Here is a 22,480-nt window from a genome sequence, read left to right as displayed (position 1 = left end):
AGTGGCCGGATGGACGACATGTGAAAGGATCTGGCCATGGACATCTTCACGGGAACCGGGCGGCACCGGGTGGCGGTCCTGGTCCGCCACGGTCTGCTGCCGATGGAACTGGGCCTGGTCCACCAGCTGTTCGGCGCGGCCGCCGGAGCCGACGGCGCACCGCTGTACGAGGTCGTCACCTGCGCGCCCGAGCCGGGAGAAGTCCGCACCACCGCGGACTTCTCCGTGTACGTGGCGCACGGTCCGCATGCTCTGGCGGAGGCCGACACGGTGCTCGTCCCGGCCGCGCACGGGACGGAGGGGGACGAGGACGGTCAGGTGGGGGAGGGACGGCTGCCGGCCCCGCTCGCCGACGCCCTCGCGCGCGTCCGGCCGGGCGCCCGGATCGCCTCGGTCTGCACCGGCGCCTTCGTGCTCGCGGCCGCCGGGCTGCTCGACGGCCGCCGGGCCACCACCCACTGGAAGTCGGCCGAGCGCTTCCGGCGGGTGTATCCGGCGGTCCGGCTCGACCCGGACGTCCTCTACACCGACGAGGGCGAGGTGCTCACCTCCGCCGGGGAGGCGGCCGGGATCGACCTGTGCCTGCACATGATCCGCCGCGACCACGGCGCGGCCGTCGCCAACGCGGTGGCCCGCACCACGGTCGTACCGCCGCACCGCGACGGGGGGCAGGCCCAGTACATCCCGCGCCCCGTGCCCGAGCCGCGGCGGTCCTCCACCGGCGCCGCCCGCGCCTGGGCGCTGGAGAACCTCGGCCGCCCCGTCACCCTGGAGGAGCTGGCCGCCCGGGAGTCCACGAGCGTGCGCAGCTTCACCCGCCGCTTCCGGGAGGAGACGGGCGTCACCGCCGGGCAGTGGCTCGTCCAGCAGCGCATCGTACGCGCCCGCCAGCTGCTGGAGGAGACCGATCTGTCCGTCGACCAAGTCGCCGCCGAGGCGGGTTTCGGCACGGCGGTCTCGCTCCGCCGGCACATGCAGCAGGCGCTCGGTGTGACGCCCACCGCCTACCGCGCCACCTTCCGGGGTCCGGCGGCGGGCCCGTCCTGACGGCGGCGCCTCCGGCTCACCGGCCGCCGGTGGATCGTCCTCGCCGCTGAAGCGCCGGTACGCCGCGCCGCGGCTCATCCCCGCGGCGGCTCCCGGAGCACGCGGGGCGAGGGCGTCGAGTCCGTCCTTCCCCGGCGGCTCCCCGGCTGTGCCCGGCAGTGCCCCGCGGGTCCGCGCGGCCCGGCCGTCCGGTGCCGTGGGTCCGTTCTTCCGGAGAGATTTGTTGACAACGTCAACTCTGCATCCCTAGGATTGTTGACAACGTCAACTCACCTTCGAGAGGAGCCGGCCATGGCGCCGAGCCCCGTGTCCGTCACCGTCCGCGAAACCGCCTCCGTCGAACCGCCGGCGGCCTTCCCCGTCGCGGTCGGGGTCGAACTCCCGCTGATCTTCACCGGCTTCGGCCCGCTGCCGGCCGTCACCGCCGTCCGGGACCAGACCGGGCCGTGGGACCGGGTGGGGGTCAGCCGCAGGCCCGTACTCTCCGACGGCAGCGTCGTCCACGAGCGGATCACCGACCACCAGCCGCCGTCCTTCTTCGGCTACGAGGTGAGCGGGTTCACCGGCCTGCTGGGCTGGGCCGTCCACGGCGCCCGGGGTGAGTGGCGCCTCGCCCCGGGCGCCGGGGGCGGGACCGCGATCGAGTGGACGTACGCGTTCCGTCCGCGCCGGTTCCGCCGCGCTCCCGTCCGGCTGGCGGTGGCCCCGCTGTGGCGGGCGTACATGCGCCGGGCGCTCGCGGCGACCGTTCGCGAGATGCACGCCCGGGCCGGCCGCGCTCCCGCCGGGCGGTGACCGGGACCGTCCGGTACGGGCGGTGAGGACGGACGGCACCGGGCGGCGGGACCTTCGGCCCTCCTGCGATCGATCACCCGGCGGGAAAGCTGGACGTGCCACGACGGCAGGAGGAGACCATGAACCGATCGCAGACGCGTCCCGTCCCCCCGGTCCGGGTGGAGACCCGTGGTGACGTGCCCGGCGGCACGGCGGAGTACGCCCGCGCCAAGGTGCTGGCGGTCCTGGGCAAGATCAGGGAGCCGGTCCTGGACACCCGGGTGAAGCTGAGCCTGGCACCGGGCACCTCCGTCCGGCAGCCGGCGGTCGCCCAGGTGAACGTCGACGTCAACGGGCACCTGGTGCGGGCCCAGGTCGCCGCGGACACCATGCCCGAGGCGATCGACCTGCTGCGGGACCGGCTGGCGGGCCGGCTGGCCCGGGTGTGCGACCACGGCAGGCCGCACCGCGGCCGGGCGCCGTACGGCCGGCCGCGCCCGGTGACCGGACGCCGGATCGTGCGCCACCGGTCCTTCGGCCCTCCCGGCCTGACACCGGCGGAGGCCGTGGAGGAGCTGGAGGCCCTGGAGTACGACTTCCACCTGTTCACCGACGCGGTCTCGGGTGTCGACAGCGTGGTCTACCGGACCGCCGCCGGCGGCTACCGGCTGGCCCGGGCCCGCGGGGACCTGCCGGTGCCGCTGCCGGCCGACCACCCGCCGGGTGTGGCGCTGGAGGTCAGCGGGACCCCGGCACCCCGCATGGGCGTGGAGGAGGCGGCCTGGCGGCTGGAGGCGACCGGACTGCCGTTCGTGTTCTTCGTCGACACCGCCACCGGGCGCGGCAATCTGCTCCACCACCGCCACGACGGCGACTACGGGCTGATCACCCCGGCGGCCTGAGGAGGGGGCCGCCCGCCCGGCCGGACCCTCGGTCCGGCCGGGCGGGCGGTGGCGCGCCCGCGGCTGTCCGCCCGGCGCTCCGTTCCCCGCGCGAGTGCGTCATCCGGCGGGGGTCAGCACTGCTTCCAGACGATGTCGAAGGAACTGCCCGCGGTGCTCGTCGAGCGCATCGCCATGAAGCTGACCGCGTCCTTCGACGAGGATCCGCTGTACACCCGCAGTTCGGTGTTGATGTTGAGGTTCCGCCGCTGGCCGCACGGAGCCCAGACGAGCTCGTCGCTCCCCAGCGAGTCCGTGGTGCTCCAGGAGCTCCGGTACGGACCGTCGAACTCCTGGGAGGTGGTCACGGTCCCGGCGCTGCCCTGGATGTAGTAGGTCGTCTGCTGGAGGGCGCTGGCCCCCGGCTGCAGATAGGCGTAACCGCGGTTCTGCACGCCGGAGATGGCGTAGGTGTAGCCCGCGGGGACCGCGATCTCCAGGTTGATCTGGCAGTTCTTCCGGAACTCGGTGGGCGTGGCGACCGGGCCCACCTGGACGAGGTAGTCGTCGTAGGTCACGGTGAAGGAGTCCCGGCCCGAGACCGTGACCCCGGCCGTCCCGGCCGGGCACCCCGAGCCGTTGACGGTCGCGACCTCGATCGCCGCGCCCGCGGGCGGCGCCGTGGTCTCGGCGGGGGCGGCCTGGGGGGACAGAAGCGAGGCGGATAACGCCGCGACGGTTCCGCCGGCGGCAAGAACACCGAGCATGGGGTCTCCAATCGGTCGTACGGGTGTGGCGGAGGACCCCGCGCCGTACCGGGGACGCGCTCGGACACGGTGTGCCGGCTCTTCCCGACTCCGCTGGACCACGGCCTTCCCGGAGCCCGGCCGTACGCCGGCTCGCTCGCGGAGAGCACATCCGGAACCGCGTCGCCTCGGGGGAAGGACGCCGTTCCGCGAAGGTGCGGCTGGCGGGGTGGTGATGCGACTCTGCGTGAAGGCCGTTGCACTGTCCGGTGCGGGCCGGCCTTCGGACCCTTGCTGTGGGAGCGCTCCCAGTGTAGGGACGGGTGCCTTGCCCCGACAGGCGTAAACCGGCCTCCCCGGTCCGGGCGGTGACCGGGGGAGAAGGACCACCGGAAGGGGGCGGAGCGCCGGCGGCGGGTGCTTCATCACCCGTTGTGCGGAGGCGGGCTTCCGGACACGGCCGGCCTCCCGTGTGCCGGGCACATGCGCGATGGCTTGAAATGGACGGCGATCCTCCGCGGCTTCTTCGGGAACGGGGCGGTGGGGTCGAGGCCTTGCGGACCGCCCGGGGAGCCGGGGCGTGCGCGCACCAGCGTAGCCGGGAGTGCCGTGCCCCGGGCCGGACGCGGCATCCGTGTAGCCCGCCGGGCACGGCGCCGGTGCCGCGGCGGTGCGAACCGGACGCACCCCGCGCGGGACCTCCGCCGGTACGCGTGCGAGGCCGCCGTCACCGGCCCGCGGTACGCCTCCCGGCCGGGACGGCTCGCCCGCTCACCGTCCTGTTCCGTCCGCCGCTGCCGTCCCGTCCGCCTCCGGCCCCTCCGGGCCGAGCCGGTGCAGGCGTTCCCGGACCTCCTCGGTGTCGGGGTGGTCGAATCCCTCCAGGATGTCCAGGGCCCGCCGCCAGGCCGAACGGGCCGCCCGCCGGTCTCCCGCCGCCTGCCGGGTGTCCCCGATGTGGACGAGGGTGTCGGCCTGCAGATAACGGTCGCCCAGGTCGAGGTAGAGGCGCAGCGCGTGGTCGAAGCAGCCGAGGGCCTCCTCGTACCTCCCCAGATGGTGCAGCGCGTAGCCGAGGCTGTCCTGCGCGGCGGCCTCCCCGTTGCGGTCGCCCGTCTCCCGGTGCAGCGCGACCGCCCGCGCGCACTGCTCCAGCGCCTCCTGGTGCTCGCCGAGCAGGATGTGGGTCCAGCCGATCTCGTTGAGGACGCTGGCCCGGCCGCTGCGGTAGCCGGCCCCGCGGTACAGCTCGAGGGCCCGCCGGTAGTGCTCCAGCGCGTCCTGGTGGCGCTTGTCGCGGTTGGCCGCGAAGGCCAGCAGACGGTGCGTCCGGGCCTGTCCGAACGGTTCGCCGAGCCCGGCGAAAGCCTCCAGCGCCGCGTGCAGGTGCCGGGCGGCGTCCTGCCCCCGCTCCAGGCGCATGCAGGCGAAGCCCAGCGCGCGTTCGGCGTACGCCGCCCCGAGCCGGTCCCCGGCACCGCGGGCGGCGTCCAGCGCGGCGCGCTGGACGGTGTGCTGGGCATGCCAGTGGCCCAGCCGGTCCAGGAACAGGTCGAGGGTGAAGGCGAGCTGCCAGGACTGCGCGGGGAACCCGGTGGCGGCGGCCCGGGAGACGGTGGTGACCAGCACCTGCCGTTCGGCCTCCAGCCAGGCCATGGCCTGTCGCCGGCCGCCGAACACCTCGGGCACGGCCCCGGAGACCGGCTCGGGCAGCTCGATCGTGTCGCGCTGCGGATGGAACAGCGCCAGTACGCCGTACGCGGTGTGCAGGTAGTGGTCGAACATGCGGCGCAGCGCCGCCCGCCGCTCGGCCCCGCTGTCGGCCCCGTCCAGCAGTTCGGCGGCGTAGACGCGCAGCAGGTCGTGGCAGCTGTAGCGGCCCGGTGCGCGCTGGACCAGCAGATGGGCATCGGTCAGCGCCGCCAGTGGTGCCCGGACCCGGCGCGGTTCGAGCCCCGCCAGGGCGGCCGCCGCGGAGACGGAGATCTCCGGACCGGGGTGCAGCGCCAGCAGCCGGAAGAGCCGGGCCGCGTCGGGCGGCAGCGCGCGGTAGGACCAGGAGAAGACCGCCCGGGCGTCGACGGCCGCCTCGCCGCCGGCGAACGCGTCCAGACCGCCGTGGCCCTCCCGCAGCTCCTCGGCGATGGCGCGCAGCCCGAAGTGCGGATGGGTGGCGGCCCGGGCGGCCACGACGGCCAGCGCCAGCGGCAGCCGCGCGCACCGCCGGACGATCTCCCGCACCGCCTCCGGTTCGGCCGCCGTCCGCTCCCGCCCGATCCGGCGGGCCAGAAGCTGCTCGGCCTCCTCGTCGGAGAGCAGGTCCAGGGGCACCGGATGCGCGCCCTCGGCCGCGACCAGACCCGCCAGCTGGTCGCGGCTGGTGACGATGACCAGGCAGCCGGCCGTGCCCGGCAGCAGGGGCCGGACCTGCCGGGAGTCCCGGGCGTTGTCCAGGACGATCAGCACCCTGCGGTCGGCCAGCAGGCTGCGGTAGAGCGCGGTCTGCCCGGCGGCGTCGGCGGGGAGGCGCTGCGGGGGGACCCCGAGGGCGACGAGGAAGGCGCGGACGGCCTCGGCGGGGTCCAGCGCGGCGCCGCCGGGATCGAAACCCCGGAGGTTGACGTAGAGCTGCCCGTCGGGGAAGCGGTCCGCGATCCGGTGGGCGAAGTACACGGCCAGTGTCGTCTTGCCGATGCCGGCCATCCCGCCGATGGCGCTGATGACCACGGTGGACGGCTCCCGGCCCGCCGGGAGCAGCGCGTGGACCCGGGCCAGCTCGGCCTCCCGTCCCGCGAACGTGGTGAGCGCGGCGGGCAGCTGGCAGGGGCGCGCCGCACCGGCCGTCCCGGCGCGGCCGTCCGCGGCCGGCCCTTCGCCGGCCGGCCGGGCCGTACCGCCGGTGTGCCCGGTACCCGTACCGCCGGCCGGGACGGTGCCGTCCGGCGCCCGGGAGGCGGCCAGCAGCCCGGCATGCGTACGGCGCAGCGCGGGGCCCGGCTCGGCGCCGAGCTCGGCGGCCAGGACGCGCCGGATGTCCTGGTAGCTCTCCAGCGCCTCCGCCCGCCGTCCGCAGCGGTACAGGGCCAGCATCAGCAGCTCCCGCAGCCCCTCCCGCAGCGGATGGTCGGCGCACAGCGCCCGCAGCCGGGCCACCAGTTCGTGGTGGCGGCCCAGTTCCAGACCGACCTCGAGCGAGGTCTCCAGCACCGCCAGGCGCCGCTCGTCGAGGCGGGCGCGCTCGGCGTGGGCCAGCGGTCCGGGTATTCCCGCCAGCGGGGTACCCGGCCAGGACTCCAGGGCCCGGCGCAGCAGCTCCCCGGCCCCGGCCGGGTCGCCCTCGGAACGCAGCCGCCGGGCGCGTGCCACCCGCTGCTCGAACACCTCCAGGTCCACGGCGGAGGGCGGGACGTCCAGCACGTAACCGGCGGGGGTGGAGACCAGCAGCACCGCGGGCCGCCCGGCGGGCCGGCGCGGTTCCAGCGCCGTGCGCAACCGGGACAGGTACGACCGCACAGTCGCGGCCGCGCCCGGCGGCGGGCGGTGGCCCCACAGCGCGTCCGCCAGTTTCCCGGCGGTGACCGGGCGTCCCCGCCGCAGCAGCAGCGCGGCCAGTACCGCCCGCTGCTGGGGCGGGCCGAGTTCGAGCTCCGCACCGCCGCGCCACGCCCGCACCGGCCCCAGAAGACGAAACGTCACTTCGTCGGCGCTGTGTGCCTCCACCCGCCGGACCCTAGCGGCTCCCGGTGCCCGCCGCCGGGGCTCTTTTTGCGACATGTCGTCGCGAGGCTGGCCGATTACCGCCGTTCCGGGCAACCATGACGCCCGGTCAGGTGTCCCACCGTATACAGCCGTACACGAACGATCACGGGGGGCAGGACATGCGACTGTTGAGAACGGCGGCCGCGGTGCTCGCGCTGGCGAGCGCCACAGTGGCGGGCACGGCCGGGACGGCCTGGGCCGCGGACGGCCGGGCGGCGGCATCCGCCCAGGTCTGCTCGACCGCCTGGGGCAGCGGCCTGAAGTCGGCCGGCCACTCGCAGACCGAGCCGCTGAAGAACATCAGGACCGGTGCGCACGAGTGCTACGACCGCATGGTCTTCGACGTCACCGGCACCACGGAGCAACTCGGCTACCACGTCGGCTATGTCGACGTCCTCCACCAGGACGGCTCAGGCAAGCCGATCCCGGTCAAGGGCGGCGCCATCCTGCAGATCTACCTGACCGCGCCCAGCTACGACCCGCAGACGGGCGCGGCCGTCTACGCGGGGACGGCCGGGCAGCCGCTCCCGGGGGTGGACATCACCGGGTACCAAACGTTCCGGGACACCAGGTTCGGAGCCAGCTTCGAGGGACAGACCCAGGTGGGCCTGGGCGTACGCGCCAGGCTGCCGTTCCGGGTCTTCCAGACCGGCGACCGCCTGGTCGTGGACGTCGCGCACACCTGGTGACCCTCCACGGCCCGCGGGGGATCTCCGGCTGAGCGCCCGCTCCGCCCGGCACACGCGCCCCGTCCACCGCGCCGTTGTGCGGCACGCGGGGCGCGTGTGCCGTTCCCGCCGCGGTCAGGGATGCATCCGGGCGCCCTTGAGGACCTTGTCGACGGCGTTGCGCGGCCCGTACACCGCGAGGCCCACCAGGTCGAGCAGGTCCGCCGGAACCGCCCGCACCGCCGCCCGGTTGTCCTCGTCGTTGCCGGTGGAGAACAAATCCGAGGTGAAGACGGACAGCGGCAGGCGGCGGCCGAGGGCACGGGTGTGCGCGGACCCCAGCACCTCCTTCGTGCCCTCGAGGACGAGCACGGGCTGCCGGAACATCGGCAGATAGGCGGTGCCGTCGGCGTCGGCGTACGGCTCGCCCACCACCTCGGGGCACCCCGTTCCGAGCCCGCTGACCAGGAACGCGGTCACGTTGAGGCGCTGCCAGACGGCGAGGTCGTCGCGGAGGAGTACGGCGATCTTGGTGTCGAAGCGGACGGCGGGCGGGGCCGGGGCGCCGTCCCCGGTGCCCGTACCGCCGGTCCTCCCGTGCTGAGTTTCCATGTCCCGCAGCCTCCCGCGCCCGGCACGGCGCGGTCTTGTACGTTCCTTGCATGGCCGAGATCCATGCCTGGCGCCCGTCCGTGGCGGGTGTCGCGGAGGTCTTCCACGCGCACTTCACCGACCACGCCTACCCGATGCACGTGCACGGCACCTGGACCCTGCTGATCGTGGACGACGGAGTGGTCCGCTACGACCTGGACCGGCACGAGCACGGCGCCCCCGGCGGCATCGTCACCCTGCTCCCGCCGCACGTCCCCCACAACGGTACGGCCGCCACCGCGCACGGCTTCCGCAAACGCGTCGTCTACCTGGACGGGGACCGGCTCGACGAGCGTCTGATCGGCACGGCGGTGGACCGGCCCGAACTGCGCGACCCGCTGCTGCGACGCCGCGTGCACGGCCTGCACACCGCGCTGGCGCTGCCCGGTGAGGAACTGGAGGCGGAGAGCAGGCTGGTGCTGATCTGCGAGCGGCTGGAGGGCCATCTGCGCCGGACGGCCGACGCGGTGCCGGACCGGCGGGACGCGGGGCTCGCCCACCGGCTGCGCGACCTGCTGGACGCCCGGGTCACGGCGGGCCTGACCCTGTCCGAGGCGGCGCGGCTGCTCCACGCCCACCCCTCGCACCTGGTGCGGAGCTTCAGCCGGGAGTTCGGCATGCCGCCGCACCGGTACCTGACCACGCGCCGGGTGGACCTGGCGCGCGGGCTGCTGCTGGCCGGTCTGCCGGTGCCGGAGGCGGCGGTGGCCGCCGGGTTCTGCGACCAGTCGCACCTGACCCGCCACTTCCGGCGGGTGGTCGGGGTCGGCCCCGGCCGGTACGCGCGCCGCGGCCGCCCGGGACCCGCCGTCGTCACCCCGTGAACGGTCCCGCCTCCGCCGACGGCCCGGCTTACAGCAGGCGCCTGATGTCGCCACGGGTCCGGTAGAAGTCGCCGCGGGCGGCCACATGGACCTCGGAGACGACGTACCGGGCGCCGGGAACCCGGATGTCCTTGGGGAACTGGACGCGCCAGGCGGGGTCGTAGCCGGGGGAGACGACCCGGACCCGGGTACGGGAGCCCTCCTGGACGCACTCCACGACCACACCGTCCACCGGTGCGCCGGCGGAGACGTGCACCGTCTCCACCTCCTGCGAGGGCGTGACGCGTTCCCACCCGGTGGCCTTGATGTCGGCCGTGCGGGGCAACTGCCCGCCCTCGGCCCGGCGGACCGCGCTCTCGGAGGCGTCGACGCAGGCCAGCGAGCCGTCGGTGGTGACGAGGTAGAGGCGCTGGTCGCGGTACTGCATGGAGTAGGCCGAACCGCACCCGGTGCCCAGCTTCCACAGCCGGGTGCCGTCGGCGGTGAAGCAGTACACGGAGGAGTGGTTGTCGCCGGCGAAGACGTACCGGCCGTCGGGCGGGGCGGCGCAGGAGAACACCGCGGCGTCGCAGCGGTAGCGGGCCCGCACGGTGCCGTCGTCCTTGGCCAGCCGGTAGACCTGGCCCCGGCCGGTGCCGGCGAAGACCTCGTCGGCCTCCTGCCAGCCGAACAGCACCGGCCCCTGGGTGGGAACCGACCACAGGGGCGCGCCGTCGCGGGCCGCGTACCGGGCCACGCCGTGGGAGTCGCCGTGGTACACCCCGTCCTCGTCGCAGCGGACCATCCAGGCGTGGGTGCCGGCGCCCGGGCGGCGCCACTGGAAGTCGTCCTCGTGGTCGACGGTGGTGACACCGCCCTGGGCGTCGGAGACGCCCAGGAGCCCGTCGCGGATGTCCAGCCAGTAGATGTCGACATCGGCGGCTATCTCGTAGGCCACGTGCGGGACCTTGCCGCCCAGGTCGTAGACGCGGCCGTCGTCGCAGTCGGCGTAGATCCAGAAGTCGTCGGCGACGATGCACTTGACGCCGTCGGGAAGACCGAAGCGGCCGGTGACCTCGCCGTCGTGGGTGAGGGTGAACACGTCCCCGTCCTGGTTGCCGACCCAGGCGTGGTCGTCGTCGACGAAGACGCCGAAGGCCGGCGCTCCGGAACGGAACCGCCACAGCACCGGTGCCTGCCGGGCCGTGGAACGGCTGCTGGCGATCTCGCGCCGGGTGACCGGGCGACGCCCGCGCACCCCGCGCACCGCCGGGGCATAGCCCTTCCGGACCTTCTCGCCGACCTTGCGGGCGGCCACCGCCGCGGCCTTCTCGACGCTGGCGTAACCGGTGGTGCGGGTCTGGCCCTTCTCGCCGATCCGGCCGAAGGAGATGGTCACCTCGGTGCCGTGGTGCCGCACCTCGTAGAACTTGTGCGCGCCCGCGCCCTCCTCGGACAGCTCCAGATAGGTGGTCGACTCGGTGGCAACGGGCATGACGGGCCTTTCTCCGGGCGCGAGCAGGGGAGGGCGCCGGGTGTGACCGGCCGTCGTGCGGCCGGTTCCGGCGATGCGGGGAACACCAGGCGCGGGTACTGACAGCCGGTCCCCGGCCGCCGGCAGCGGGCAACCCGGCTTCCCCCGGGTCTGCGGAATTCCGGACGGTCGCCGTGCCGAACGCGCCGGTACGGGTACTCGCGGATCATGAACACATCGGTGGAGGTACTGTCCGAGTCCACCCTCCGGGAAGCCGTCGACCTGCTGGTGAGACTGGTGGAGGCGGCCGGCGCGGTGGTCATCTTCGTGGGCGCGGTCTGGGCGTTCGGCCGTTTCCTGCTGGCGGGGGTGCGCGGGGGCGGGGTGGGCCGCCAGTTCAACAGGATCCGGCTCTCCCTGGGCCGGTTCCTGGCGCTGGGCCTGGAGTTCCAGCTCGCCGGGGACGTACTGCGCACGGCCGTCGCGCCGAGCTTCACCGAGATCGGGCAGCTCGCCGCGATCGCCGCCATCCGTACCGCCCTGAACTTCTTCCTCAGCCGCGAGATCGCGAGCGAGCGGGCCGAACTCGAGCGGGAGCGGCGCGGGGAGAAGGAGGAGGCCGGCGGCTCCCGCGCCGCGGTGCCGTCATGACCACCGCGACGCACTGGGCCGCCCTGGCGGTCACGGCCTCCGGTCTGGTGTCGGCCGCGGTGGTCCTCGTGGCGGGCAGGCGGCTCAGGCCCGCGCTGGCCGTCCTGCTGGACTTCCTGACCGCGGCGGGACTGCTGCGGCTGGCCGGCGACCCGGCCTGGGACACCGTCGCCGCGGCCGCGGCCGTGGTCGCCGTCCGCCAACTGGTCGCCGCGGGCCTGCGCCTGTCCCCGCCGCGCTGAGCGGGCGGGCACGGGCCGCCGGCCCGGTCCGCTCCCCGCCGGCCTACCTGTGGACGACAATGGTGCGCGCGTTCGGGCCGGAACGGGGAGGCGGGTTCTCATGGCGGGGCACCGGTACCACTGGGCGGGGAACGGGCAGCGCGGGCAGGGCGAGGAGGACGAGGAGGGATGGGACCCGCAGTGGTCCGGGGACGGCGGGGCCCGGCTGCGGTTCACCGGCACCGCCCCGGCCGCGGCGCCGGACTCCGCGCGGCCGCCGGTGAGAACCCGCCGGGAAGCCCTGGAGGACGACGTGGTGACCCTGGTCAACCAGGAACGCGCCGAGCGCGGTCTGGTACGGCTGCGCACCGAGGAGCGGCTGCGGCTGTCGTCCCGCGCGCACAGCCGGGACATGGCGGAGCGGGCCTTCTTCGACCACCTCACCCCCGAGGGCGTGAGTCCCGACGAGCGCATGCTGGCGGCCGGTTACCCGTACCCCGCCGCCGAGAACATCGCCGTGCTCGAACCGAACGCCATGGCGGTGGTGGTGGCCTGGATGAACAGTCCCGGGCACCGGGTGAACATCCTCAACCCGCTGTTCCGCGCGATCGGCGTGGGCGTGTTCCAGGCCCCGGGCACACCGGTGGCCTGGTGGACGCAGAACTTCGGGTACCGGTGAGACGGGACGGGACCGCTTCCCTCCGGGCCCCGCGTCACCGCAGGCGGCCCGGGAACCGGGTGTTCGCCGATGGCCACGGGGCACACGGTGTTCACACCGGGTCATCACTCGAAGAGGGGAGAGTCCATGCTGGGCATCGTGGCGGCCGTGCTGTTCTTCATCGCGTTCCTGATCAACGCGGCGGAGCTCTCGACGAACGACGTGTTCTCGTCCACCAACCTCATGCTCCTGGGGCTGGGTCTGCTGGCCCTGCACGTGGCAGGGATCGGAGGCGGCTGGACCGCCCGCGGCCGCAGGCGCTGACGAACGGAGCGGCCGGGCGTGCGGAATCACCGGCGGCCCGCCCGGTTCCCCCTCGGCGTCCGCGAGGACGCGCGCGGGCGGGACGTGCTCGGAGACCAGCCAGGTGCTCGCGGCGGACCGTATGACGGAGGCGAGGCCTGCGGCCCGGCCGTCGCCGGCCCCCGAAGGGCGCGCCCGGCGCCGGACGGGTGATTCCCCGTGCCCGGGCGGGGGCCGCACGGCCGGGAGGTGACAGTGGCGGAGACGGGGGTACCCGGCCGGACATGACGGAACAGAATCCGGACAAGGACGTCGACGACTGGGTCACGGGAGAGGAACCGGCGACCGGCCCGCAGCTGAGCTATCTGCGGACACTCGCCCGGGAGGCGGGGGAGGAGATCCCCGAGGACCTGACGAAGGCCCGGGCGTCGCAGATGATCGACCGCCTCCAGGGAAAGTCCCCCAGGACGGCCGGCCGGGAAGACGGCGGAGACCAGGCCTCCTGACCCCGCCCGTCACCGGCCCGGCCGCTCCGTGCCGTCGCCGGACGGTGACGGTGGCGGTGACGGTGGTGTCATGGCCCAGCGGATCGTCCTGGTCAGGGTCCGGCCCGCCGGGCGTACGGCGGCCTCCTCCACGAGGGGGAGGTACGGCAGCCGCAGCGGCCCGCGGGCCCAGTGGGGGAGCAGGGTCACGGCACCGGCGGCGAGCACGGCGTACGGCGGGCGCGCGGCCCAGGGCAGCGGGGGGCGCAGGAGCAGGAACCGGGCGGCGTCCCGCGCCTGCGCCGTGGCCCGCAGCTCGGGACGGTAGCTCTCCAGCCGGGCGGCGAGCCCTGCCTGGTCGGTGGGCGGATCGGGGATCCCGAGCGCGGCGGCCACCCGGGCGGTGTCCGCGACGTACCCGTCGTAGGCGGCCTCCTCCAGCGGCCGGGCACCGTAGCGCCGGTGGGCGTTCAGGAAGCTGTCGACCTCGGCGGCGTGCACCCAGCCGAGCAGCCGTGGATCGCCGGCCGCGTACTCCTGGCCGTCCGCGGTGCGGCCGCGCACCCGCCGGTGCACCGCCCTGACCCGTTCCACCGCCCGGTGGGCGTCCTCGGCGGTGCCGAAGGTCGTCACCGCCAGGAAGGTGCTGGTGCGCTGGAGCCGGCCCCAGGGATCGCCCCGGTACCCCGAGTGGGCCGCGACCGCGGCCATGGCCAGTGGGTGCAGGGACTGCAGCAGCAGCGCCCGCAGGCCTCCCGCGAACATGGCGGCGTCACCGTGCACCGTCCGGATCGGCCGGTCGGGCCCGAACCACCGGGGACCGGGGGACTCGTGGATACGGACCCGGTTCGCCGGCCCCTCCGGTCCCGCCACCCGGGCGAACAACTCCGCGCCCAGCCGGTGCCGCACCGCCTCCAGACCGGGGACCCCCGGTATACCGGTCGCCATGCCCGCCACTGTACGCCGCGTGCGCGCGGCGCCGGCCGGGCTCAGCCCGGCCGGCGCGTGATCAGGGACCGGTGGGACTCCTGCAGTCCCTCGGGGAGGTCGCCGGGCGCGAACCACCTCGCCTCCAGGATCTCCCAGGGGTCGATCCGGAGGGTGCCGCCGACGAGTTCGGCCTCGTAGGCCACCTCCATCCGCAGCCGGTAGCCGCTTCTGAGACGGACGAGCTCGCCGACGCGGACCTCGAGCCCGGTCTCCTCGCGCACCTCGCGCACGACCGTGTCCTGGAAGGTCTCGCCCCGGGCGGCGTACCCCGTCGGGAGACCCCACGGGCGGTCCCGGTGCCACAGGCGGTGTCTGAGGAGGAGCACCCTGCCCTCCGCGTCCCGCACGACGCCGGTGACACCGGCCGTGAACTTGGCGTGCGCGAGCCACTGGAGGCGCCACTGCAGCGGCCCGCCCAGGAGATGCCACAACCGGGCGGCCAGTTCTGTCACGCTGTGTTCCTCCGGACAGGGGGAGCGGGTCCCGGTTCCGGCACGGCGGCCGACCGGTGCCGCGGGGCCGGTCGGCCCACTCGGCGGCTGTCCCGCCGAGGCTACCCGCCTCCGGCACGGAGCACCGGGCCGGCCGCGGAGGTCATCCGCCTCCCGGTACCGGAGGACGGGAGAGAGCGGGACCGGTGTGCCGTACCGGCCGGTCGCGGCGTTCCCCGGCGCTTTCCGGCAGCGGCCGGGCGGCCAGTTCCCGCTGGTGGGGAAGGAGCCGGGAAGGTAGCCGCACCAGGGCTCCTCGGCGTAGGGGCCGCCGGTGAGGCCGTAGGCGTGCGAGCGCGAGCCGCCGCAGACCCGGCGGAACTCGCAGCGTCCGCACCGGCCGCCGAGCCGGTCCGGATCCCGCCTGCCGCCGTGGCGGGCCTCCGGAGCCCCGGCCGGTCCTCCGGAGGGTGCCGGAGGGAGTCAGGTGAGGCGGAGGAGGGCGGTGAGGACGCGCTGGAGGGTGGCCCCGGGATCGGCGGCGGGACCGGGGTGGCGCCAGGCGGTGAAGCCGTCGGGCCGGACGAGGACGGCGCCCTGGGAGGTGATGCCGTGGGGACCGGCCCAGTCGGAGGTGTCGGCGGGGACCAGATCGGCGTGCGCAGCGGTGCCGACGCGGTAGGAGGTGAGCGGCACGGACAGTTCCCGGGAGACGCGGACGGCCGCGTCGTGCCAGGGGGTGCCGGGGTGGCTGAGGAGGACGGGAGCGCGCTCGTAGAGGTCGAGGGTGGAGACCGGCTCCTCCTGCCCGGGGCGGTGGAGCCACAGGTGGGGGGCGCGGGTGCCGGGCTCGCCGGTCAGCTCCAGGGTGTGGGGGAGGACGGGGGCGGCGGGATCGGTGCCGAGGACGGCGCCGTCGGGGTAGCGGTAGCCGAGCGCGGCGGCGAGGATGCCCGCCTGCGGACCCCCGCGCCCGGCGCCCGCCCCGCCGGGGCCGGGACGGCCCGCCGGGGCGGTGGGGGCGGGCTCGGGGACGTAGCCGGGGTGGTGGTGCTCGGCGGCGCGGTCGGAGGCGCGGGCGGCGGTGGCCTGGGCGACGGGGCGGCGTTCGGTGTCGTAGGTGTCCAGCAGGGCGGGGCCGGCCCAGCCGTGGTGGACGGCGGCGATCTTCCAGGCGAGGTTGTGGGCGTCCTGGATGCCGGTGTTGGCGCCGAAGGCGCCGGTGGGGGACATCTCGTGGGCCGCGTCGCCGGCGAGGAAGACGCGGTCGGCGCGGTAGGACAGGGCGACGCGTTCGGCGGCGTGCCAGGGGACCCGGCCGGTGACCGCCACGTCCAGGCCGGGGTCGCCGACGGCGCGGCGGATGTGGTCGGCACAGCGGCTGTCGGTGAAGTCCTCCAGGGTCTCGCCCCGCTCGGGCTGCCAGGGGAGGTGGAAGACCCACCGCTCGCGGTTGTCGACCGGCAGCAGCGTGCCGTCGGCCCCGGGGCCGGTGAGGTAGCACATCAGGAAACGGCGGTCCCCGACGATGCCGGCCAGCGCGCGGGAGCGGAAGGAGACGCTGACGTTGTGGAACAGCTCGCCCGGTCCGCTGTGGCCGATGCCGAGCTGCTCGCGGACCGGGCTGCGGGGGCCGTCGGCAGCCACCAGGTAGTCGGCGCGGACGGTGCCGTGTTCGCCGGTGCGCAGGTCCTTCACGGTGGCGGTGACGCCGTCCGTGGTGGGGACGAAGCTGAGCAGTTCGGTGGAGAACCGCAGGTCTCCGCCGAGTGCCCGGGCGTTTTCCAGCAGGACGGGCTCGAGGTCGTTCTGGCTGCACAGGCACCAGGAGCTGGGGCTGACGCGGGCGAGGCGGCCGTCGGGGTCCATCCGCTGGAACAGCCACCGTCCGGCGGCGGGGTCGGCCAGGACCGGAGTCCGGAGGATGCCGTGGTTGCCGGCCAGCACGGCGGCGGCCCGGCGGACGGCCGGTTCGATTCCGGCGGTGCGGAACACCTCCATGGTACGGACGTTGTTGCCGCGCCCGCGGGGGTGGGCGGAGGTGCCCGGGCGGCGTTCGACCAGGATGTGCCGCACCCCGAGGCGGCCCAGGAAAAGAGAGGCGGACAGGCCCACCAGGGACCCGCCGACGACGAGTACCGGGACCTTCAGATCGGCTTCCGTGTGCATCTGCCCTCCAGCGCATCGCATCGACCCCGGTGCCCGCGCCCGCGGGCACCGCGATGATGCATGCCACCGCCGGCCGGGGCCCGGCGCTGTTTCACCCGGATGAGCCCACCGCCCCGCCGGGTGCCCCGCCGGGGCGGACGAGCTGAGGCCCGGTCACATTCCGCCCCGGGCGTGCGTCTGTCGGGGCGTCACCTGATTGAGTCGCAGGATTTGCGGGGTGGGGGAAGCCGCCACACGATCAGGAATCGTGGTGGGCGTTCCCGTGGTGAGCGGACGCCGGTCTCCTTGCTCCTGGGACCTCGTTCGCCCGGGGCCGGAATCCTTCCCGGGCGAGACGAGAGATGAGAGAGGTGCGCCGGATGACAGCCTCGGGCCGTGTGTCCCCGGTGTCGGGCCGTGTTTCCCAGTCGGTGTTCGACGGCACCCGGCTGCGGGTGGTGCTGCTGCTGGAAGTGGCCGACGAGGACCGGCGGCGTTTCCTGGACGCCTACGAACGGATGTGCCGCCAGGTGGCGTCCACACCGGGGCACATCCAGGACCAGGTGTGCCAGTCGGTGGAGGACCCCTCCCAGTGGCTGATCACCAGCGAGTGGGAGAGCGCCCCGTCGTTCCTGTCCTGGGTGAACAGTGAGGAGCACCTGGAGATGGTCCGTCCGCTGCGCGCCTGTGTGCGCAGTATGCGGTCGCTGCGGTTCGGCGTACTGCGGCAGACCGGCCGCCGCTCCGCCGCCGGCCCGCGGGTGGAGCCCCGCGCGGGGGACACGGCGGTGCGGCACGCGGTGACCTACACCGTCACCCCCGGCAGCGAGTCGAAGGTGGCCGAGATCCTGTCCGGCTACCCGCTGCCGGAGACGGAGGAGGGGGTGGGGCTGTGCGGCACCGCCCTGTTCCTGCACGGCAACCGTGTCGTCCAGACCTTCGAACTGCGGCGGCCGGACGGTGATGTGCTCACCAGTCTGCTCCGGGTGGCCGCCCGGCCCGAGGTACGGGCGGTGGAGGAGGCCCTGGCCCCGTGTCTGGAGCGGGAGCGGGAACTGGGCGAGGTGTCCGCCGCCCGGGTGTTCTTCACCCGGGCGGCACTGCCGGCCGTGCACCACACGGTCTTCGCCCGGCCCGCCCCGCCGCGGGTGCGCAGGCACGCCCTGTGCTACCCGGCCCGGGCCGGCCGCGGGGAGGAGCTGGCCCGGCTGCTGGCCGGACAGGACGGCACGAGCGCCGCCGGTCCCGGCAGTCCGGTGTGCGCCGCCACCGTCTTCCACCGCGACGACCTGGTGGTGCGTCTGGTGGAGGTGGACGGCGAGGCGGACACCGCCCCCGCCGCCGTGACGGGCCTGGCCGGGCCCGAGGCCGCCGCCGAGGCCGAACGCCTGCTCGACACCGAGGCCCTGGGCCTGAGCGGCGGCCCGGCCGCCGAACACTCCCCGGCCGCCGAGAGCCGGCTCCTGCGTCTGCTCGCCCGCTCCGGCATGCGGCTCCTGGCCGACCGCAGAGCCCCCGACCTGTGACCGCCGGACGCCGGCCCCTCTGCCCGCCGGTGCCCGGCCTCCCCCTGTGCCATCCGCCGTTTCCCGCTGCCCTTCCTCACCCACTGGGAGTGATCGATCGTGACCGAGCAACGCCCCCGCATCGTGGCCCTCGACCGGATTCCGCCCAACCGCCGCCGCGGCGGTGACCTACGAGCGCTGCTCACCCCCACCACGGCCGGTGCCACCAGCGGTTTCATGGGACTGGCCACCGTGGAGCCCGGGGACCGGATCGGGGAGCACTACCACCCGTACTCCGAGGAGTTCGTCTACGTCGTCACCGGTGACCTGGAAGTGGACCTGGACGGCGTCCCGCACGCTCTCGGACCGGACCAGGGGGTGTTCATCCCGGCCCACGTGCGGCACCGGTTCCGCAACACCGGCAGTACGCAGGCCCGGCTGGTGTTCCACCTGGGTCCGCTGGCCCCGCGGCCCGAACTCGGCCACGTCGACACCGAGGAGACCCCCGCCGAGCCCGCGGCCGAACCGTCCGGAGTGGTGGCGTGACCCGGTGCGTGGCCGTCACCGGCATCGGTGTGGTGGCTCCGGGCGGGATCGGCGCGGACGCGTTCTGGGAGCTGCTGGCCTCCGGCCGGACCGCCACCCGGCGCATCACCCTGTTCGACCCGGCGGGTCTGCGGTCGCAGATCGCGGCCGAGTGCGATTTCGACCCGCTCGCGCACGGCCTGACCGAGCAGCAGAGCCGAAGCTGCGACCGGTACGTGCAGTTCGCGCTGGTGGCCGCCGCCGAGGCGGTCGCCGACGCCGGACTGGAACCGGCCCGGGAGGACCCGTGGCGGACGGGCGTGTTCCTGGGGACCGCGGTGGGCGGCACCACCCGGCTGGAACACGACTACGTGGCCGTCAGCGACCGGGGCCGGCGCTGGGACGTGGACCACCGCCGGGCCGGGCCCCATCTGCACCGCGCCTTCACCCCCGCCACCCTCGCCTCGGCCGTCGCCGAACAGGCGGGGGCCCGCGGCCCGGTGCAGGCGGTTTCCACCGGCTGCACCTCGGGCCTGGACGCCGTCGGCCACGCCTTCCACGCCATCGCCGAGGGCCGCGCGGACATCTGCCTCGCCGGTGCCTCCGACTCGCCGATCTCGCCGATCTCCATGGCCTGCTTCGACGCGATCAGAGCCACCTCCCCCAACAACGACGATCCCGCGCACGCCTCCCGGCCCTTCGACGCCGACCGGGACGGGTTCGTGATGGGCGAGGGCGGCGCGGTCCTGGTACTGGAGGAGGCCGGGCGCGCCCGGGCCCGCGGCGCCCGGGTGTACGCCGAGATCGCCGGTTACGCCACCTTCGGCAACGCGTACCACATGACCGGCCTGACCCGGGAGGGCCTGGAGATGTCCCGCGCCATCGACACCGCCCTGGCGGCGGCGGGCCTGAACGGCTCGGACGTCGACTACGTCAACGCCCACGGCTCGGGCACCCGGCAGAACGACCGCCACGAGACCGCGGCGGTGAAACGTTCCCTCGGCGCCCACGCCCACCGCACCCCGATGAGCTCCATCAAGTCCATGGTCGGGCACTCCCTGGGCGCCATCGGCTCCATCGAACTCGCCGCCTGCGTGCTCGCCCTGACCCACCAGACGGTCCCCCCGACGGCGAACTACACCACCCCCGACCCCGAGTGCGACCTGGACTACGTGCCCCGCCAGGCCCGCGAGCGGCGGCTGCGCAGTGTGCTGTCGGTCGGCAGCGGCTTCGGCGGCTTCCAGTCCGCCGTCGTCCTCACCCTGCCCCGCGGGAGAACACGGTGACCCCCCGCCGGCCGGCGCGGTGCGCGGTCGTCACCGGCATCGGCGTGGTGGCGCCCGGTGGCATCGGCGCGGAGGCGTTCTGGAAGAACACCGCGGACGGCGCGGTGGCCCTGGAACGGATCACCCGGGAGGGCTGTGCTCACCTGCCGGTGCGGGTGGCCGGCCAGGTGGACGGCTTCGACCCGGAGAGCGTGGTGGAGCCCGCCTTCCTGGTGCAGACCGACCGGTTCACCCACTTCGCGCTGGCCGCGGCCGCCTGGGCGCTGGAGGACGCCCGACTGGCCCCCGCCGACCTCGCCTCCCCCTACGACGCCGGGGTGGCCACCGCCGCCGGATCCGGCGGCGGCGAGTTCGGGCAGCGTGAACTGCAGAAACTGTGGGGGCAGGGCTCCCGCTACGTGGGGCCCTACCAGTCCATCGCCTGGTTCTACGCCGCCAGCACCGGTCAGCTCTCCATCCGCGGCGGCTTCAAGGGTCCCTGTGCGGTGGTGGCCGGCGACGAGACCGGCGGCCTGGAGGCGCTGGCGCACGCCGCCCGCACCGTCGCCCGCGGCACCGCCGCCGTCCTGGCCGGGGCGACCGAGGCCCCCCTGGCCCCGTACTCGATGGTCTGCCAGCTGGGCTACCCCGGGATCAGCACCGAAGCCGATCCCGGCCGTGCCTACCGTCCCTTCACCTCTACGGCCTGCGGCTTCGTCCCCGCCGAGGGCGGCGCCATGCTCGTGGTGGAGGACCGGGAGACCGCGGAGCGGCGCGGTGCCACCGTGCGCGCCGTCCTCGCCGGGCACGCCGCCACCTTCACCGGAGCCGGCCGGTGGGAGGACTCCCGCGCGGGCCTGGCCCGCGCGATCGAGGGCGCGCTGGCCGAGGCCGGCTGCGCCCCGGAGGAGGTCGACGTGGTCTTCGCCGACGCCCTGGGGACCCCGGAGGCGGACCGGGCCGAAGCCGGTGCCCTCGCCGACGCCCTCGGCCCGCATGCCGCGCGGGTACCGGTCACCGCGCCGAAGGCCGGTACCGGCCGGGCCTACTGCGCCGCCTCCGCCCTGGACGCCGCAGCCGCCGTCCTGGCCCTCGAGCACGGCCTCGTTCCCCCCACTCCCAGCGCCGGCGACGTCCACTGCGAGCTGGACCTGGTCACCGGCCGGGCCCGCCCCGCACCCCTGCGCACCGTCCTGGTCCTCAGCCGGGGACTGATGGGCGCCAACGCCGCCCTCGTGCTGCGCCGCCCCGCCGGACCGTCCCGCTGACCCCTCACCCATCCCCTCTGGAAGGAGCCACCCATGACCACCCAGGCAACCGGCCGGGTGACCGTAACGGAACTGGCCGCGCTGATGAAACGGACCGCGGGAGTCACCGTCGACCCCGGTGACCTGGCGGCCCGCGCCGACACCGCCTTCGGCGTCTTCGGACTGGACTCCCTGGGCCTGCTGGGCATCGTCGGCGAACTGGAGAAACGCCACGGCCGGAATCTGCCGGTGAACGCCGAGCGGTGCGAAACCCCCCGGGATTTCCTCGACTGCGTCAACACCGCGCTCGCGGCGGGGGTGTGACATGCCCGGACACACCGAGAACGAGATCACCATCGCCGCGCCGCTGGACCTGGTGTGGGAGATGACCAACGACGTCGAGAACTGGCCCGCCCTGTTCAGCGAGTACGCGTCCGCCGAGATCCTCTCCCGCGACGGCGACACCGTCACCTTCCGGCTGACCATGCATCCGGACGACGACGGCACCGTCTGGAGCTGGGTGTCCGAGCGCACCGCCGACCGCGAGGCCCTCACCGTACGGGCCCGCCGCATCGAGACCGGGCCCTTCGCCCACATGGACATCCACTGGACCTACACCGACACCCCCCGGGGAGTGCGGATGCGGTGGGTGCAGGACTTCGCGATGAAGCCCGACGCCCCCGTCGACGACGCCTGGATGACCGGCAACATCAACCGCAACTCCCGCGTCCAGCTGGCCCTCATCCGGGACCGTATCGAACAGGCCGCCCGTGAACGCCGCACCGCCGCGGCGGCAGGCCGGCCGGGAGAGGGCGCCCTTCCGTGCACCACGCCCTGATCGTCGCCCGGCTGGAACCGGGGACCGCACCCGACGTCGCCAGGATCTTCGCCGCCTCCGACCGGGGAGAGCTGCCCCAACTGGTCGGCGTGACCCGCCGCCGTCTCTTCCACTTCGGTGACGACCTCTACCTGCACCTGATCGAAAGCGACCGGGATCCTGCCCCGGCCATCGCCCGCGCGGCCCGCCATCCCGAGTTCCGCGCCGTCAGCGACCAGCTGTCCTCCTGCGTCAGGCCCTATGACCCGGCCACCTGGCGCGGCCCGAAGGACGCCATGGCGCGGTGCTTCTACCGCTGGGACAACCCCGCCGCCGGCACCTGACCACCCGGTCCCCGGCGCGGCCGGGCCGGGAACCGGGAACAGGGACAGCCGGAGTGGGGGGGGGGGGCGGGGCCCCCCCCCCCCGGG

The 22,480-nt window shown here is 74.9% G+C and carries 24 protein-coding genes; 17 read left to right on the top strand and 7 right to left on the bottom strand.

Annotated elements, in window-relative coordinates:
* Positions 1-36 precede the first annotated feature (36 nt).
* From V1L54_RS12390 to V1L54_RS12380, 3 genes are all read left to right on the top strand, one after another.
* On the top strand, positions 37-1,047 hold the full coding sequence (locus V1L54_RS12390) for a GlxA family transcriptional regulator (RefSeq protein ID WP_330118013.1): 1,011 nt from the start codon (positions 37-39) through the stop codon (positions 1,045-1,047).
* Between the two features lie 291 nt (positions 1,048-1,338).
* The gene (locus V1L54_RS12385; RefSeq protein ID WP_330118012.1) at positions 1,339-1,842 is read left to right on the top strand and encodes an SRPBCC family protein; all 504 of its coding nucleotides are present in this window, start codon (positions 1,339-1,341) and stop codon (positions 1,840-1,842) included.
* Positions 1,843-1,961: 119 nt separating this feature from the next.
* A complete protein-coding gene (locus tag V1L54_RS12380) occupies positions 1,962-2,723 on the top strand; it encodes a sigma 54 modulation/S30EA ribosomal C-terminal domain-containing protein (protein WP_330118011.1) in 762 nt (253 codons plus the stop codon).
* 113 nt (positions 2,724-2,836) lie between these two features.
* Here the strand turns inward: V1L54_RS12380 and V1L54_RS12375 are convergent, their stop codons facing one another.
* Positions 2,837-3,469, bottom strand: coding sequence for a DUF4360 domain-containing protein (locus tag V1L54_RS12375; RefSeq protein WP_330118010.1), 633 nt, complete (start codon positions 3,467-3,469; stop codon positions 2,837-2,839).
* Between the two features lie 750 nt (positions 3,470-4,219).
* On the bottom strand, positions 4,220-7,168 hold the full coding sequence (locus V1L54_RS12370) for an AfsR/SARP family transcriptional regulator (protein WP_330118009.1): 2,949 nt from the start codon (positions 7,166-7,168) through the stop codon (positions 4,220-4,222).
* A 158-nt stretch (positions 7,169-7,326) separates the two neighbouring features.
* Between V1L54_RS12370 and V1L54_RS12365 the strand changes: the two genes are divergently transcribed.
* Positions 7,327-7,896, top strand: a complete 570-nt coding sequence (locus tag V1L54_RS12365; RefSeq protein ID WP_330118008.1) for an AMIN-like domain-containing (lipo)protein — start codon at positions 7,327-7,329, stop codon at positions 7,894-7,896.
* Positions 7,897-8,010: 114 nt separating this feature from the next.
* On the opposite strand, the gene V1L54_RS12360 is transcribed toward V1L54_RS12365, so the two are convergent.
* Complete coding sequence (locus V1L54_RS12360; protein WP_330118007.1) at positions 8,011-8,487, bottom strand: DUF2000 family protein; 477 nt, start codon at positions 8,485-8,487, stop codon at positions 8,011-8,013.
* 50 nt (positions 8,488-8,537) lie between these two features.
* Here V1L54_RS12360 and V1L54_RS12355 point away from each other — a divergent pair, with 50 nt between their 5' ends.
* Positions 8,538-9,350 carry an AraC family transcriptional regulator gene (locus V1L54_RS12355; protein ID WP_330118006.1) on the top strand — a complete coding sequence of 271 codons (813 nt, stop codon included), beginning with the start codon at positions 8,538-8,540 and terminating at the stop codon, positions 9,348-9,350.
* A gap of 28 nt (positions 9,351-9,378) precedes the next feature.
* Here V1L54_RS12355 and V1L54_RS12350 read toward each other — a convergent pair whose 3' ends face one another.
* A complete protein-coding gene (locus V1L54_RS12350; RefSeq protein ID WP_330118005.1) occupies positions 9,379-10,824 on the bottom strand; it encodes a WGR domain-containing protein in 1,446 nt (481 codons plus the stop codon).
* 207 nt (positions 10,825-11,031) lie between these two features.
* Between V1L54_RS12350 and V1L54_RS12345 the strand changes: the two genes are divergently transcribed.
* The 5 genes from V1L54_RS12345 (at position 11,032) to V1L54_RS12325 (ending at position 13,142) form a co-directional block, all read left to right on the top strand.
* The gene (locus tag V1L54_RS12345) at positions 11,032-11,454 is read left to right on the top strand and encodes a DUF1622 domain-containing protein (RefSeq protein ID WP_330118004.1); all 423 of its coding nucleotides are present in this window, start codon (positions 11,032-11,034) and stop codon (positions 11,452-11,454) included.
* Positions 11,451-11,696, top strand: coding sequence for a hypothetical protein (locus tag V1L54_RS12340; protein ID WP_330118003.1), 246 nt, complete (start codon positions 11,451-11,453; stop codon positions 11,694-11,696). The genes V1L54_RS12345 and V1L54_RS12340 overlap by 4 nt, the downstream gene beginning before the upstream one ends.
* Before the next feature lie 100 nt (positions 11,697-11,796).
* The gene (locus tag V1L54_RS12335) at positions 11,797-12,354 is read left to right on the top strand and encodes a CAP domain-containing protein (RefSeq protein WP_330118002.1); all 558 of its coding nucleotides are present in this window, start codon (positions 11,797-11,799) and stop codon (positions 12,352-12,354) included.
* A 126-nt stretch (positions 12,355-12,480) separates the two neighbouring features.
* Positions 12,481-12,657: a hypothetical protein gene (locus V1L54_RS12330; protein ID WP_330118001.1), complete on the top strand. Its 177-nt coding sequence runs from the start codon at positions 12,481-12,483 to the stop codon at positions 12,655-12,657.
* A 263-nt stretch (positions 12,658-12,920) separates the two neighbouring features.
* The gene (locus V1L54_RS12325) at positions 12,921-13,142 is read left to right on the top strand and encodes a DUF3072 domain-containing protein (RefSeq protein WP_330118000.1); all 222 of its coding nucleotides are present in this window, start codon (positions 12,921-12,923) and stop codon (positions 13,140-13,142) included.
* A 9-nt stretch (positions 13,143-13,151) separates the two neighbouring features.
* Here the strand turns inward: V1L54_RS12325 and V1L54_RS12320 are convergent, their stop codons facing one another.
* The 3 genes from V1L54_RS12320 to V1L54_RS12310 all read right to left on the bottom strand — a co-directional run bounded on the left by V1L54_RS12320 (position 13,152) and on the right by V1L54_RS12310 (position 16,711).
* Positions 13,152-14,069 carry an oxygenase MpaB family protein gene (locus V1L54_RS12320; RefSeq protein WP_330117999.1) on the bottom strand — a complete coding sequence of 306 codons (918 nt, stop codon included), beginning with the start codon at positions 14,067-14,069 and terminating at the stop codon, positions 13,152-13,154.
* Positions 14,070-14,110: 41 nt separating this feature from the next.
* On the bottom strand, positions 14,111-14,563 hold the full coding sequence (locus V1L54_RS12315; RefSeq protein WP_330117998.1) for an NUDIX domain-containing protein: 453 nt from the start codon (positions 14,561-14,563) through the stop codon (positions 14,111-14,113).
* A gap of 462 nt (positions 14,564-15,025) precedes the next feature.
* On the bottom strand, positions 15,026-16,711 hold the full coding sequence (locus V1L54_RS12310; RefSeq protein ID WP_330117997.1) for an FAD-dependent oxidoreductase: 1,686 nt from the start codon (positions 16,709-16,711) through the stop codon (positions 15,026-15,028).
* Between the two features lie 359 nt (positions 16,712-17,070).
* Between V1L54_RS12310 and V1L54_RS12305 the strand changes: the two genes are divergently transcribed.
* The 7 genes from V1L54_RS12305 (at position 17,071) to V1L54_RS12275 (ending at position 22,393) form a co-directional block, all read left to right on the top strand.
* Positions 17,071-18,216: a SchA/CurD-like domain-containing protein gene (locus V1L54_RS12305; protein WP_330117996.1), complete on the top strand. Its 1,146-nt coding sequence runs from the start codon at positions 17,071-17,073 to the stop codon at positions 18,214-18,216.
* 99 nt (positions 18,217-18,315) lie between these two features.
* On the top strand, positions 18,316-18,741 hold the full coding sequence (locus V1L54_RS12300; protein ID WP_330117995.1) for a cupin domain-containing protein: 426 nt from the start codon (positions 18,316-18,318) through the stop codon (positions 18,739-18,741).
* A complete protein-coding gene (locus V1L54_RS12295; protein WP_330117994.1) occupies positions 18,738-20,006 on the top strand; it encodes a beta-ketoacyl-[acyl-carrier-protein] synthase family protein in 1,269 nt (422 codons plus the stop codon). Before V1L54_RS12300 ends, V1L54_RS12295 begins: the two co-directional genes overlap by 4 nt.
* Positions 20,003-21,253 carry a beta-ketoacyl synthase N-terminal-like domain-containing protein gene (locus tag V1L54_RS12290; protein ID WP_330117993.1) on the top strand — a complete coding sequence of 417 codons (1,251 nt, stop codon included), beginning with the start codon at positions 20,003-20,005 and terminating at the stop codon, positions 21,251-21,253. The genes V1L54_RS12295 and V1L54_RS12290 overlap by 4 nt, the downstream gene beginning before the upstream one ends.
* A gap of 33 nt (positions 21,254-21,286) precedes the next feature.
* Positions 21,287-21,556 carry an acyl carrier protein gene (locus V1L54_RS12285; protein WP_330117992.1) on the top strand — a complete coding sequence of 90 codons (270 nt, stop codon included), beginning with the start codon at positions 21,287-21,289 and terminating at the stop codon, positions 21,554-21,556.
* 1 nt (position 21,557) lies between these two features.
* The gene (locus V1L54_RS12280) at positions 21,558-22,070 is read left to right on the top strand and encodes an SRPBCC family protein (RefSeq protein WP_330117991.1); all 513 of its coding nucleotides are present in this window, start codon (positions 21,558-21,560) and stop codon (positions 22,068-22,070) included.
* Complete coding sequence (locus V1L54_RS12275) at positions 22,055-22,393, top strand: TcmI family type II polyketide cyclase (protein ID WP_330117990.1); 339 nt, start codon at positions 22,055-22,057, stop codon at positions 22,391-22,393. Before V1L54_RS12280 ends, V1L54_RS12275 begins: the two co-directional genes overlap by 16 nt.
* Positions 22,394-22,480: the final 87 nt, after the last annotated feature.

The organism is Streptomyces rubellus (genome assembly GCF_036323805.1).
Taxonomy (GTDB): domain Bacteria; phylum Actinomycetota; class Actinomycetes; order Streptomycetales; family Streptomycetaceae; genus Streptomyces.
Note: the sequence above shows the minus strand (reverse complement) of the source record. Positions and strands in the feature narration are given on the sequence as shown.

What these genes read in the sequence shown, in the direction of transcription:
- V1L54_RS12355 (WP_330118006.1), top strand. Translation starts at nt 8,538, where the DNA reads ATGGCCGAGATCCATGCCTGGCGCCCGTCCGTGGCGGGTGTCGCGGAG.
- V1L54_RS12350 (WP_330118005.1), bottom strand. Translation starts at nt 10,824, where the DNA reads ATGCCCGTTGCCACCGAGTCGACCACCTATCTGGAGCTGTCCGAGGAG.
- V1L54_RS12285 (WP_330117992.1), top strand. Translation starts at nt 21,287, where the DNA reads ATGACCACCCAGGCAACCGGCCGGGTGACCGTAACGGAACTGGCCGCG.
- V1L54_RS12340 (WP_330118003.1), top strand. Translation starts at nt 11,451, where the DNA reads ATGACCACCGCGACGCACTGGGCCGCCCTGGCGGTCACGGCCTCCGGT.
- V1L54_RS12380 (WP_330118011.1), top strand. Translation starts at nt 1,962, where the DNA reads ATGAACCGATCGCAGACGCGTCCCGTCCCCCCGGTCCGGGTGGAGACC.
- V1L54_RS12280 (WP_330117991.1), top strand. Translation starts at nt 21,558, where the DNA reads ATGCCCGGACACACCGAGAACGAGATCACCATCGCCGCGCCGCTGGAC.
- V1L54_RS12325 (WP_330118000.1), top strand. Translation starts at nt 12,921, where the DNA reads ATGACGGAACAGAATCCGGACAAGGACGTCGACGACTGGGTCACGGGA.
- V1L54_RS12365 (WP_330118008.1), top strand. Translation starts at nt 7,327, where the DNA reads ATGCGACTGTTGAGAACGGCGGCCGCGGTGCTCGCGCTGGCGAGCGCC.
- V1L54_RS12335 (WP_330118002.1), top strand. Translation starts at nt 11,797, where the DNA reads ATGGCGGGGCACCGGTACCACTGGGCGGGGAACGGGCAGCGCGGGCAG.
- V1L54_RS12375 (WP_330118010.1), bottom strand. Translation starts at nt 3,469, where the DNA reads ATGCTCGGTGTTCTTGCCGCCGGCGGAACCGTCGCGGCGTTATCCGCC.
- V1L54_RS12305 (WP_330117996.1), top strand. Translation starts at nt 17,071, where the DNA reads ATGACAGCCTCGGGCCGTGTGTCCCCGGTGTCGGGCCGTGTTTCCCAG.
- V1L54_RS12320 (WP_330117999.1), bottom strand. Translation starts at nt 14,069, where the DNA reads ATGGCGACCGGTATACCGGGGGTCCCCGGTCTGGAGGCGGTGCGGCAC.
- V1L54_RS12345 (WP_330118004.1), top strand. Translation starts at nt 11,032, where the DNA reads ATGAACACATCGGTGGAGGTACTGTCCGAGTCCACCCTCCGGGAAGCC.
- V1L54_RS12310 (WP_330117997.1), bottom strand. Translation starts at nt 16,711, where the DNA reads ATGCACACGGAAGCCGATCTGAAGGTCCCGGTACTCGTCGTCGGCGGG.
- V1L54_RS12330 (WP_330118001.1), top strand. Translation starts at nt 12,481, where the DNA reads ATGCTGGGCATCGTGGCGGCCGTGCTGTTCTTCATCGCGTTCCTGATC.
- V1L54_RS12360 (WP_330118007.1), bottom strand. Translation starts at nt 8,487, where the DNA reads ATGGAAACTCAGCACGGGAGGACCGGCGGTACGGGCACCGGGGACGGC.
- V1L54_RS12390 (WP_330118013.1), top strand. Translation starts at nt 37, where the DNA reads ATGGACATCTTCACGGGAACCGGGCGGCACCGGGTGGCGGTCCTGGTC.
- V1L54_RS12385 (WP_330118012.1), top strand. Translation starts at nt 1,339, where the DNA reads ATGGCGCCGAGCCCCGTGTCCGTCACCGTCCGCGAAACCGCCTCCGTC.